The sequence below is a fragment of the Pseudomonas sp. RIT-PI-q genome, assembly GCF_001297125.1.
Classification (GTDB): Bacteria; Pseudomonadota; Gammaproteobacteria; order Pseudomonadales; family Pseudomonadaceae; genus Aquipseudomonas.
On the sequence record NZ_LHPC01000021.1, the window covers coordinates 156,918 to 168,589 of the forward strand.

Genomic DNA, 11,672 nt, shown 5'->3' on the forward strand with positions numbered 1-11,672 from the left:
GAATCAAAAGATCGCAGCCTGCGGCAGCTCCTACAGGGATGGGCGGGGCTCAGCGCAGACCGCGTTGAGTCTCGTCCAGCTCACGGATGTACTTGAAGATTTTACGGCTCGATGCCGGTGGCTTGTTGGTCGCCAGTTCGTGCTGGGCCTGACGGATCAGGGAGCGCAATTGCTGGCGATCAGCCTCCGGGTAGTCGACAACGAACTTCTCCAGGACGCCGTCGTCGCCTGCGATCAAACGATCGCGCCAGCGTTCCAGGCCATGGAAACGTTCGTTGTACTGCCGAGTGGAGGCATCGAGTTGATCGAGCAAAGTCAGAATGGCGTCAGTGTCCTGATCGCGCATCAGTTTGCCGATGAACATAAGGTGCCGTTTACGCGCGATATTCGCGGTGTGCTTGGGCGCATCGGCCAGGGCCCGGCGCATGGCGTCGGTCAACGGCAGTTTTGCCAGCAAGTCAGGCTTGAGCGTTGTAAGGCGTTCGCCGAGGTCAACCAGAGCATGCAGCTCGCGTTTAACCTGGGATTTGCTTTTTTCTCCCGTATCGAGGGAGTCGTCGTAAGAATCAACCATGGTGGCCGTCCGCAAAGAAACGCCGCCATGATAACCAGTCGGGGGCCGCTTGTCCGGCCCGGTCGCTCGAAGGCCTTAACCGAAAGCAGAATTTGAGTGGAGAACAGCATGAGTGCAGTTGAAAGCGTCGGCCCACAAGCGTTGCCGGCACTGCAAGAGCAAGTCGAGCAGATCATCGCTGAAGCCAAGCGCCAGGGCGCCAGTGCCTGTGAAGTGGCGGTGTCCCTGGAGCAGGGCCTGTCGACCTCGGTGCGTCAGCGTGAAGTCGAAACCGTCGAATTCAACCGCGATCAGGGCTTTGGCATCACCTTGTACGTCGGTCAGCGCAAGGGCTCGGCCAGCACCTCGGCCAGTGGTCCTGAAGCGATTCGCGAAACCGTCGCGGCGGCGCTGGCCATTGCCAAGCACACCTCGGAAGACGAAGCCGCAGGCCTGGCCGATGCCGCGTTGATGGCCAAGGACCTGCAGGATTTCGACCTGTTCCACGAATGGGACATCACCCCGGAACAAGCCATCGAGATGGCCCTGGCGTGTGAAGCGGCGGCGTTTGCCACCGACAGCCGCATCAAGAACGCCGACGGCACTACCCTCAGCACGCATCAGGGCTGCCGCGTCTACGGCAACAGCCACGGTTTCATCGGTGGTTATGCCTCGACGCGCCACAGCTTGAGTTGCGTGATGATCGCCGAGGCCGATGGCCAGATGCAGCGCGATTACTGGTACGACGTGAACCGTCAGGGCACCTTGCTGGCCGACCCGGTGAGTATCGGCCAGCGTGCCGCACAACGGGCGGCGAGCCGACTGGGCGCGCGTCCGGTGCCGACTTGCGAAGTGCCGGTGTTGTTTTCCGCGGAACTGGCCGGGGGCTTGTTCGGCAGTTTCCTCTCGGCGATTTCCGGCGGCAGTCTGTATCGCAAATCGTCGTTCCTTGAAGGTACGCTGGGTCAGAAACTGTTCCCGGAATGGCTGACCATCGATGAGCGTCCGCACTTGATGCGCGCGATGGGCAGTTCGGCCTTCGATGGTGATGGCCTGGCCACCTACGCCAAACCGTTCGTCGAAAAGGGCGAATTGGTGTCGTACATTCTCGGCACGTACTCCGGTCGTAAGCTCGGTATGCCGAGCACTGCCAACGCCGGTGGCGTGCACAACCTGTTCGTCACCCATGGCGACGAAGACCAGGCAGCCCTGTTGCGGCGCATGGGCCGTGGTTTGCTGGTCACTGAGCTGATGGGCCAGGGCCTGAACATGGTCACCGGCGATTACTCCCGTGGCGCGGCGGGTTACTGGGTCGAGAATGGCGAAATCCAGTTCGCGGTCCAGGAAGTGACCATTGCCGGCAACATGCGCGACATGTTCAAGCAGATTGTTGCGGTGGGTAATGACCTGGAACTGCGCAGCAACATTCGCACCGGTTCGGTACTGATCGAGCGGATGACCGTGGCCGGTAGCTAAACCTCCCGACCGATAAGCAAAAAGGCGCGCCATCTTACGGGATGGCGCGCCTTTTTTTTCAGGATCAAAAGATCGCAGCCTTCGGCAGCTCCTACAGAAAATTCACCATTCCTTGTAGGAGCTGCCGAAGGCTGCGATCTGTTGATCTTCGTTTCGGGGTTGTTTTGGTTCTCATTATCATCTAATAATAAATCTCATTACCGAATGAGCCCCGGATCATGAGTTCTGCCTTGCACGAGCAGCCTTACCTCGAAAGCTGGCGCTGGATGAGTCGCCAGATCCGTTGCGCAATGGACCCTGACGAGCCCCGCCTGATCGAACATTACCTGGCTGAAGGCCGGTATCTCGCCTGTTGCACGGCAACGTCGGCCTGGACCATCGCTGAAACCTCCTTCCGTTTATTGCTCGACACCGCCGCCGACGTCGCGCTGCCGTGGCACTGGCGTACTTATTGTCTCGACCAGGCTTGGCGCCCACTGCGCGAACTCGAACGCCTCTCTCTGTGCAAATGCCGCCTCAAGCGCTGGCAAAGCTACACCTGGCAACTGGCGACCTGCGAGTTGCAGCCCTCGATTCCCCTAAACGAACTGGTGCAAGGATTTTCTGATGAACAAGACTCGTATTGAGCGCGACAGCATGGGCGAGCTTCAGGTCCCGGTAGACGCCCTCTACGGCGCACAGACCCAGCGTGCGGTGGATAACTTCCCGATCAGCGGTAAACCGATGCCCGTGCAGTTCATTCGCGCGTTGATCCTGGCAAAAGCCGCCGCCGCCCGGGCCAACGTCGAACTCCAACAAATCAGCGAATCCCAGGGAAAGGCCATCGTTGATGCGTCCCTGGGCCTTCTCCAGGGCGACTTCATGCAGCACTTCCCGGTGGATATTTTCCAGACCGGTTCCGGCACCAGTTCCAATATGAACGCCAACGAAGTCATCGCGACCCTGGCCAGCCGTTTGCTTGGCGAGCCGGTGAACCCCAACGATCACGTCAATTGCGGCCAAAGCAGCAACGACATCATCCCGACCACGATCCATGTCAGCGCCGCACTGGCGTTGCATGAGCAACTGCTGCCGGCGTTGGTGCGCCTGGTGCAGGTGATCGAGCGCAAGGCAGAGGAAGTACATCACCACGTCAAAACCGGTCGTACTCACTTGATGGACGCGATGCCGGTGCGCATGAGCCAGGTGCTCAACGGTTGGGCGCAACAGCTCAAGGCCAACATCGGCCATCTGCAGGATTTGCTGCCGAGTCTGCAATCCCTGGCTCAGGGCGGCACGGCGGTGGGCACCGGGATTAACGCGCATCCGCAATTTGCCGGGCGTTTCAGTCAACAACTGAGCGAGCTGACTCGCGTTCAATTCACCCCAGGCAAGGATCTGTTTGCGCTGATTGGCTCTCAAGACACGGCCGTTGCCGTTTCCGGGCAGCTTAAAGCGACAGCGGTCTCGTTGATGAAAATCGCCAACGACCTGCGCTGGATGAACTCCGGCCCGCTGGCCGGTCTCGGTGAAATCGAACTCGAAGCCTTGCAGCCGGGTTCTTCGATCATGCCTGGCAAGGTCAACCCGGTGATCCCGGAAGCCACCGCCATGGTCGCCGCGCAGGTTATTGGCAATGACACGGTCATCACCATCGCCGGTCAGTCGGGCAATTTCGAACTGAACGTGATGCTGCCGATCATCGCCCAGAACCTGCTGAGCAGTATCGAGTTGCTGGCCAATTCCAGCCATCTGCTTGGCGAGAAGGCCATTGCCAGCTTCAAGGTCAATGAGTCCAGGCTCAAGGAAGCGCTGTCGCGCAACCCGATTCTGGTGACCGCACTCAACCCGATCATTGGTTACCAAAAAGCCGCGGAGATCGCCAAGAAGGCCTATCAGCAAGGCCGTCCGGTGATTGATGTCGCCCTGGAACACACCGACCTGTCGCGCAGCCAACTGGAAGAGTTGCTCAATCCGGAAAAGCTCACCGCAGGCGGCGTGTAATCACCGCAACCGCTTTGGAGGCTCACCATGGAGCACTGGAAACGCACGATCGAACGAGCAAATCGCTGTTTCATGCTGGGTGAACTGGTCGATGCCCGCGAGGCTTACTTGCAGGCATTGGCCCTGGCCCAGGTGCTGTTCGAGCGCTGGGCGGATGCCGACGAAGCGGTGGCGGCCTGCGTGATTTCTCACCACAACCTGGCCGACCTGCATTTGCGTCTTAACCAGCCGGAGGAGAGCGCCGAGTATCTCTGCGCCATCCATCAGCGATTGCTACAGACCATGCAGGACTCACGGCTGGCACCGGCACTGCGTGAAGCAGCGCTGCGCCAGAGCAGCAAAACCTACGTCGAGCTGCTGAATTTCATCAGCGAACACGGCGAGTACCCGCGCACCCATCGCTTGCTGCATATGGGCGCCGCCTCGCCTGCGCCCCTACATCATGGAGTTCATTGAAATGGCTTTTACCTTACCTGCCTTGCCTTACGCCTACGATGCCCTGGAACCGCATATCGATGCGCAGACCATGGAAATCCACTACACCAAACATCACCAGACCTACATCAACAACCTCAACGCCGCAGTCGAAGGCACCGAGTTTGCCGAATGGCCGGTGGAAAAACTGGTGGCCGCCGTGCAGCAACTGCCAGAGAAACTGCGCGCTGCGGTGATCAACCAGGGTGGCGGGCATGCCAACCATTCGCTGTTCTGGGAAGTGATGGCACCGCACGGCGGCGGCAAACCTGAAGGCGAGTTGGCCAAGGCCATCGATGAGCAACTGGGCGGCCTCGAGCGTTTCAAGGAAGCCTTCACCAACGCCGCGTTGACCCGTTTCGGTAGCGGCTGGGCGTGGCTGAGCGTGACCCCGCAAAAGACTCTGGTCGTGGAAAGCAGCGGCAACCAGGACAGCCCGTTGATGAACGGCAATACGCCGATCCTCGGCCTGGACGTCTGGGAGCACGCGTACTACCTGCAATATCAGAATCGCCGCCCTGAATACATCAACGCGTTCTACAACGTGATCAATTGGCCCGAAGTCGCCGCGCGCTATCAGGCTGCGCTGGTTTAAGTCTTCTATAAAAATTCCAAGGCTGACTATGGGCACTGAAACACTGGCGATTGGCAGCGGACGAATGTTTCGTTACGCGTTCGGATCGCTGTTACTGCTGGCGGGCATGAGTCTATTCGTTGCCCAGGGATTGGCGTGGCTGGACCTTGAGCCGAAACTGCTGCGCGCTTTACAAGGCGGGGCGATCTGCGCCTTGGGTACAGCGTTGGGCGCGGTGCCGGTGTTGGTGATTCGGCGCATGCCGCAGGCGGTCAGCGATTCGCTGCTCGGCTTCGGTGCCGGGGTTATGCTGGCGGCGACGGCGTTTTCGCTGATCGTCCCAGGCATCTCCGCCGCTGAAGGCCTGGGGCTGACGCCTTGGGCGGCCAGCGGCCTGATCAGCTTCGGCATCATGCTCGGCGCGTTCGGGCTATATCTGGTGGACCGCAAAGTCTCCGGGGCCAGTCCGGAAATGTTGGTGGGCACGTTGGAGCGACCGGTGATCCCGCCGCGGATCTGGTTGTTTGTGTTTGCCATCATTGCCCACAACATCCCTGAAGGCATGGCGGTCGGTGTGTCGGCCGGTGGCGGTATGCCGGACGCCGACAGTCTGGCCATGGGCATTGCCTTGCAGGATGTGCCGGAAGGACTGGTGATCGCGTTGGTATTGGCCGGGGCCGGGATGTCGCGGGTCAAGGCGTTCCTGATCGGTGCTGCATCAGGGTTGGTCGAACCGGTCTTTGCGTTGTTGTGCGCATGGCTGGTGAGCCTGGCCGAACTGCTCTTGCCCCTGGGCTTGGCACTGGCAGCCGGGGCGATGCTGTTGGTGGTCACCCACGAAGTCATTCCCGAGTCGCGCCGCAATGGTCACGACAAACTGGCCAGCCTGGGGCTGCTGATCGGGTTTTGCCTGATGATGGTCATGGACACCGCATTGGCCTGACGCGGACCGTGTAGCAGTTGGCGAAGCCTGCGTTCGGCTGTGCAGCAGTCGTAAATCCGCAATGCACGGTTTCGCTGTAAGACCGCGAGATCTGATTTTACGACTGCTGCGCAGCCGAAGGCAGGCTTCGCCAGCTGCTACAGAGTGTTTACTCGCCTTCGTCGAAGAAGTTGTTGATCAACGCGACCAGCGCAGCCAGCGCTTCCTGTTCCTGTTCGCCTTCGGTGCTCAGATGGATTTTGGTGCCCTTGCCGGCGGCCAGCATCATCATGGCCATGATGCTTTTACCGTCGACCATGGACTCAGGCGTGCGCCCGGCCCTGATCTGGCACGGGAACTGACCCGCGACCCCAACGAATTTTGCAGATGCACGGGCATGCAGGCCCAGCTTGTTGATGATTTCAATTTCCAGAGCAGGCATCGCGATGTGAATCCTTTAGCTGAGGTCGCGGTGGCGGACCTGGACGTTCTTCAGGGTGTTTTGCAGGGTCTGACCCAGACGTTCGGTCAGGTAGACGGAGCGGTGATGCCCGCCGGTACAGCCAATGGCAATGGTGACATAAGCGCGGTTGCTGGCGGCAAAGCGGGGCAGCCACTTGAGCAGGTACGTGGAGATGTCCTGGAACATTTCTTCCACGTCCGGTTGTGCCGCCAGGTACTCGGCAACCGGTTGATCGAGTCCGGATTGCTCACGCAGCTCCGGCTTCCAGTAAGGGTTTGGCAGGCAGCGCACGTCGAACACCAGATCGGCGTCCACCGGCATGCCACGCTTGAAACCGAAAGACTCCACCAGGAACGCAGTGCCGGGTTCCGGCTGGTTCAACAGGCGCAGCTTGATGGTGTCGCGCAGTTGATACAGGTTCAGGTTGGTGGTGTTGACTTTGAGATCGGCAAGGTCGGCAATCGGCCCGAGCAAGCTGGTTTCATCGTTGATCGCTTCGGCCAGCGAGCGATTGGCGTTGCTCAGCGGGTGACGACGGCGGGTTTCCGAAAAGCGCTTGAGCAGGGTTTCTTCGTCGGCATCCAGATACAAGACATCGCACTGGATATGCCGGCTGCGGACTTCTTCGAGCAGTTCCGGAAAGCGCGACAGGTGGCTAGGCAAGTTGCGTGCATCAATCGATACGGCAACCAGCGGCTGTGCCAGCTCAGTGTGAATCAGTGCGCGTTCGGCCAACTCCGGCAGCAGGCCGGCGGGCAAGTTATCGATGCAGTAGTAGCCGTTGTCCTCGAGGACATCGAGCGCGGTACTTTTACCTGAGCCGGAACGGCCACTGACGATGATCAAACGCATGATTACTGACCGTTTTGCTCGTCCAGGACAACCTGATACAAGGCTTCATTGCTCGGGGCGCTGCGCAGTTTTTCGCGCACTTCCTTGCGATCGAGCATGCTGGCGATCTGGCGCAGTAGCTCCAGGTGCGCATCGGTGGCGGCTTCCGGGACCAACAGCACGAACAGCAGGTCAACCGGGGCGCCGTCGATGGCGTCGAAATCGATAGGGGCGTCGAGGTGCATCAAGGCGCTGATGGGTGCGGTGCAGCCCTTCAGACGGCAGTGGGGGATGGCGATGCCGTTGCCAAAACCGGTCGAACCGAGTTTTTCACGGGCGACCAGACTCTCGAAGACATCCTGCATAGCCAGATCCGGCACTTCGCGGTGGATTAGGTTGGCAATTTGTTCGAGGGCTTTCTTTTTACTGCCGCCCGGCACGTTCACGAGGGAACGGCCGGGGGTCAGGATGCTTTCAAGTCGGATCATGGGTTGGGAGTGTTAACGACCGGTTGCGCCCTGGAGGAGGCTCTGGGTCTTTTCCTTATGCTTTTTGAGTTGTTTATCCAGCTTGTCGGTCAGTGAGTCGATCGCCGCGTACATATCGGTATGCTCCGCGTTTGCGACCACTTCACTGCCGGGAATATGCAGGGTGGCTTCGATTTTCTGCTTCAGCTTTTCGACCGTCATCGTCACTTGAACATTGGTGATCTTGTCGAAATGCCGCTCCAATCGTTCAAGTTTTTCGCCGATGTAGGCGCGCAGGGGTTCGGTCACTTCCAGTTGGTGTCCACTGATGTTGACTTGCATACAGCTTCTCCTTCGTTGCCAGTGCATAAAGCGGCAGGTAAAAGTACCTGCCACTGGAACGCTGTGGCGTGGCTCTACATCAACCGCTTACGTTCGCTCGAAGGCGCGATTCCTAAGGACTCGCGGTACTTGGCGACGGTGCGGCGAGCCACCTGAATGCCTTGTGCCTCCAGTAAACCAGCGATCTTGCTGTCACTCAACGGCTTTTTCTGATTTTCCGCGGCAACCAGTTTTTTGATGATCGCGCGAATCGCCGTGGACGAGCATTCACCGCCCTCGGAGGTGCTGACGTGGCTGGAGAAAAAGTATTTCAATTCATAGATGCCCCGTGGGGTATGCATGAATTTTTGCGTGGTCACCCGGGAAATCGTCGACTCGTGCATGCCGACCGCTTCGGCGATGTCATGCAGGACCAGCGGTTTCATGGCTTCGTCGCCGTATTCCAGGAAGCCGCGTTGATGCTCGACGATCTGGGTGGCCACTTTCATCAGGGTTTCGTTGCGGCTTTGCAGGCTCTTGATGAACCAGCGGGCCTCTTGCAACTGATTGCGCATGAAGGTGTTGTCGGCACTGGTATCGGCGCGACGCACAAAACCGGCGTATTGGGCGTTGACCCGCAGCCGTGGCACCGACTCCTGATTGAGCTCTACCAGCCAGCGTTCGTTGTCCTTGCGCACGATCACGTCGGGAACGACGTATTCGGCTTCGCTGGACTCGATCTGCGAGCCGGGGCGCGGGTTGAGGCTCTGTACCAGCTCGATCACCTGGCGCAGTTCATCTTCCTTGAGCTTCATGCGGCGCATCAGCTGGCTGTAGTCGCGGCTGCCGAGCAAGTCGATGTAATCGGTGACCAGGCGCTTGGCCTCGGCCAGCCAAGGTGTTTTGGCGGGTAGCTGGCGCAATTGCAGCAGCAGGCATTCGCCCAGGTTGCGGGCGCCAATGCCGGCCGGTTCGAATTGCTGGATGCGATGCAGGACGGCTTCGATTTCGTCCAGTTCGATGTCCAGTTCCGGATCGAAGGCTTCGAGGATTTCCTCAAGGGTTTCGTCCAGGTAGCCCTGATTGTTGATGCAGTCGATCAGGGTCACGGCGATCAGGCGATCGGTGTCGGACATCGGTGCCAGGTTCAGTTGCCACAGCAGGTGGCTTTGCAGGCTTTCGCCGGCCGACGTGCGGGTGGTGAAATCCCACTCGTCGTCATCGTTGCTCGGCAGGCTGCTGGCGCTGGTCTGGTAGACGTCTTCCCATGCGGTATCGACGGGCAGCTCGTTGGGAATGCGCTCGTTCCAGTCGCCTTCTTCGAGGTTATCCACCGTCGGGGCGGTTTCCTGATAGGAGGGTTCCGAAACATCGGCATTGGGTTGCTGTTCGGCTTTGTCGGCCAAGGGGTCGGCGTTATCGAAGTCGTCGCCTTCTTCCTGGCGTTCGAGCATCGGATTGGACTCCAGGGCCTCCTGGATTTCCTGTTGCAGGTCCAGGGTCGACAATTGGAGCAGGCGGATGGCCTGTTGCAGCTGCGGTGTCATCGTCAGCTGCTGGCCCATTCTCAAGACTAGCGATGGTTTCATGGCAGGGGCTTAACACCTTATTCGCCGGCGCACATGCGCCATCCACTACAGGGCGCCGAAGCGCCAAACATAAGCAAATTATATGCCCGAAACTGCAGCGTTTGCCTAGAGCGCCGTAACAATAAAAAAATGTTGATTTTTATCGAGACAAGCGCTCGGTCGACTAGCCAGGCACCTCAGCGCTTACAGGCGGAACTCATGGCCCAGGTACACTTCCTTGACCAGGTCGTTGGCCAGGATGGTGGCAGAGTCACCTTCGGCGATCAGCTGGCCATCGTTGACGATGTAGGCGGTTTCGCAGATATCCAGGGTTTCACGGACGTTGTGGTCAGTGATCAGCACGCCAATGCCCTTGGCCTTGAGGTGATGGATGATCTGCTTGATGTCGCCCACCGAAATCGGGTCAACACCGGCAAAGGGTTCGTCGAGAAGGATGAATTTCGGGTTGGTCGCCAGTGCCCGGGCAATTTCCACGCGGCGGCGTTCACCACCGGACAGGCTCATGCCGAGGTTGTCGCGGATGTGGCTGATGTGGAATTCCTGCAGCAGGCTTTCCAGCTCCTTGCGACGACCGGCCTTGTCGAGTTCCTTGCGGGTCTCGAGGATCGCCATGATGTTATCGGCCACCGAGAGTTTGCGGAAGATCGACGCTTCTTGCGGAAGATAGCCGATACCGGCCTTTGCGCGACCGTGCATCGGCTGGTGGCTGACGTCCAGATCGTCGATCAGAACGCGGCCCTGATCCGCCTGAACCAGGCCGACGATCATATAGAAACAGGTGGTTTTGCCGGCGCCGTTCGGGCCAAGCAGGCCGACGATCTGACCGCTGTCGATGGACAGGCTGACGTCGCGCACGACCTGGCGGCTCTTGTAGCTCTTGGCCAAGTGCTGAGCTTTCAGAGTTGCCATTACTGGGCCTTCTGCTCGTCGGTTTTCTTCTTCGGCTGGATCACCATGTCGATGCGCGGACGCGACTCGGTAACCTTGTTGCCTGTGGCGCGACCGGCGCTCGCAAGCTTTTTGACCGTGTCGTAGACGATTTTTTCGCCCTGGGTGGTGTTGTTGTCCTTGTCGATGACTTTGGCGCGATCGATCAGCACGACACGGTTTTGCGAGGCGTGGTACTGGATGGTCACGCCCCAGCCCTGAACAGGCTTGGTGTCGCCAGCAGTTTGCAGTTGCTCGAAGTAGGCGAGGTTGCCCACCGAGGTCACCACGTCGATATCGCCGGTCGAGGTGCGGGTGATCGTCACGGTGTTGCCGGTGACCTTCATCGAACCCTGGGTAATGATCACGTCACCTTTATAGGTGGCAACGCCATTTTTGTCGTCCAGCTGGGCATCGTCGGCTTGAATGCGGATAGGCTGCTCTTGATCGTTCGGCAGAGCCCAGGCGCTCACGCTTCCCAGTGCTGCGCCCAGACTGAGCAAAATAGGGAGAGTTTTAACGAGCCTCATACTGTCCTCTTACGTTCGATAGCAGGTGTATCCTGCTTTCTTTCAAGTACGCTTTCATGCCGTTGCCTGTCGATACACCGCCAGCGCCGTCGATTCTAACGGGTTGATCGGTCTGCGCATATTGCTGCTGCGGGAACACAGTCATACGGGTGGTGGTAATCAGGGTTTTGCGGTTCTTCTCGTCGAAACGTGTGATGCGTACCGAGTCGATCAGTTCGACTTGAGTGCCGTCGGGATTGACTTCGCCGCGCTCACTCTGGACATGCCAGGGAAACTCGGTGCCGCGAAACATGTTCAGGTCCGGGTTGGTCAGCAACGTCACTTCAGTCGCTTTCAGGTGCTCGACCTTGTCGGACGTCATTTCGTATTGCAGGCCACCATCGGGCAGGTACTGCACGCTGTGGGCGTTGATGGCGTAATAGTCGATCGCGGTTTCATCGACTTTGACCACCGGTTTGTCGAGGAAGCGTTCCGGGCTGATGTTCCAGTAGCCGACCGCAGCGAATATCGCTGCGATGCTACCGAACACCAGGATGTTGCGAATCTTTTTGCTCAGCATAGT

The 11,672-nt window shown here is 59.0% G+C and carries 15 protein-coding genes; 6 read left to right on the forward strand and 9 right to left on the reverse strand.

Annotated elements, in window-relative coordinates; genetic code table 11:
* Positions 1-49: 49 nt before the first annotated feature.
* Positions 50-574, reverse strand: a complete 525-nt coding sequence (gene yjgA / locus AEQ67_RS07460; RefSeq protein WP_059403243.1) for a ribosome biogenesis factor YjgA — start codon at positions 572-574, stop codon at positions 50-52.
* A 108-nt stretch (positions 575-682) separates the two neighbouring features.
* On the opposite strand from yjgA, the gene pmbA reads away from it, so the two are divergent.
* From pmbA to AEQ67_RS07490, 6 genes are all read left to right on the forward strand, one after another.
* Positions 683-2,029, forward strand: a complete 1,347-nt coding sequence (pmbA, locus tag AEQ67_RS07465) for a metalloprotease PmbA (protein WP_059403244.1) — start codon at positions 683-685, stop codon at positions 2,027-2,029.
* Between the two features lie 218 nt (positions 2,030-2,247).
* Positions 2,248-2,655, forward strand: coding sequence for a hypothetical protein (locus tag AEQ67_RS07470; RefSeq protein WP_059403245.1), 408 nt, complete (start codon positions 2,248-2,250; stop codon positions 2,653-2,655).
* Positions 2,636-4,012 (forward strand): class II fumarate hydratase, encoded by a 1,377-nt coding sequence (locus AEQ67_RS07475; protein WP_059403246.1) that lies wholly within the window; start codon positions 2,636-2,638, stop codon positions 4,010-4,012. The genes AEQ67_RS07470 and AEQ67_RS07475 overlap by 20 nt, the downstream gene beginning before the upstream one ends.
* Positions 4,013-4,039: 27 nt before the next feature.
* Complete coding sequence (locus AEQ67_RS07480) at positions 4,040-4,468, forward strand: hypothetical protein (RefSeq protein WP_059403247.1); 429 nt, start codon at positions 4,040-4,042, stop codon at positions 4,466-4,468.
* 1 nt (position 4,469) lies between these two features.
* A complete protein-coding gene (locus tag AEQ67_RS07485; RefSeq protein WP_059403248.1) occupies positions 4,470-5,081 on the forward strand; it encodes a superoxide dismutase in 612 nt (203 codons plus the stop codon).
* Positions 5,082-5,109: 28 nt separating this feature from the next.
* Positions 5,110-6,003, forward strand: a complete 894-nt coding sequence (locus tag AEQ67_RS07490) for a ZIP family metal transporter (RefSeq protein ID WP_059403249.1) — start codon at positions 5,110-5,112, stop codon at positions 6,001-6,003.
* Between the two features lie 148 nt (positions 6,004-6,151).
* Here AEQ67_RS07490 and AEQ67_RS07495 read toward each other — a convergent pair whose 3' ends face one another.
* The 8 genes from AEQ67_RS07495 to lptC all read right to left on the reverse strand — a co-directional run bounded on the left by AEQ67_RS07495 (position 6,152) and on the right by lptC (position 11,669).
* Positions 6,152-6,424, reverse strand: coding sequence for an HPr family phosphocarrier protein (locus AEQ67_RS07495; RefSeq protein WP_059403250.1), 273 nt, complete (start codon positions 6,422-6,424; stop codon positions 6,152-6,154).
* A 15-nt stretch (positions 6,425-6,439) separates the two neighbouring features.
* Positions 6,440-7,297 carry an RNase adapter RapZ gene (rapZ, locus tag AEQ67_RS07500; protein WP_059403251.1) on the reverse strand — a complete coding sequence of 286 codons (858 nt, stop codon included), beginning with the start codon at positions 7,295-7,297 and terminating at the stop codon, positions 6,440-6,442.
* 2 nt (positions 7,298-7,299) lie between these two features.
* Complete coding sequence (ptsN, locus tag AEQ67_RS07505; RefSeq protein WP_059403252.1) at positions 7,300-7,764, reverse strand: PTS IIA-like nitrogen regulatory protein PtsN; 465 nt, start codon at positions 7,762-7,764, stop codon at positions 7,300-7,302.
* Between the two features lie 12 nt (positions 7,765-7,776).
* Entirely contained in the window at positions 7,777-8,085 is a 309-nt protein-coding gene (gene hpf / locus AEQ67_RS07510; protein ID WP_054049907.1) for a ribosome hibernation-promoting factor, HPF/YfiA family, read from the reverse strand.
* 74 nt (positions 8,086-8,159) lie between these two features.
* Positions 8,160-9,653: an RNA polymerase factor sigma-54 gene (locus AEQ67_RS07515; RefSeq protein WP_032828652.1), complete on the reverse strand. Its 1,494-nt coding sequence runs from the start codon at positions 9,651-9,653 to the stop codon at positions 8,160-8,162.
* Positions 9,654-9,836: 183 nt separating this feature from the next.
* Positions 9,837-10,562 (reverse strand): LPS export ABC transporter ATP-binding protein, encoded by a 726-nt coding sequence (lptB, locus tag AEQ67_RS07520; RefSeq protein ID WP_045061453.1) that lies wholly within the window; start codon positions 10,560-10,562, stop codon positions 9,837-9,839.
* The gene (lptA, locus tag AEQ67_RS07525) at positions 10,562-11,110 is read right to left on the reverse strand and encodes a lipopolysaccharide transport periplasmic protein LptA (RefSeq protein WP_059403253.1); all 549 of its coding nucleotides are present in this window, start codon (positions 11,108-11,110) and stop codon (positions 10,562-10,564) included. The genes lptB and lptA overlap by 1 nt, the downstream gene beginning before the upstream one ends.
* Positions 11,097-11,669: an LPS export ABC transporter periplasmic protein LptC gene (gene lptC / locus AEQ67_RS07530; protein ID WP_059403254.1), complete on the reverse strand. Its 573-nt coding sequence runs from the start codon at positions 11,667-11,669 to the stop codon at positions 11,097-11,099. Before lptC ends, lptA begins: the two co-directional genes overlap by 14 nt.
* Positions 11,670-11,672: the final 3 nt, after the last annotated feature.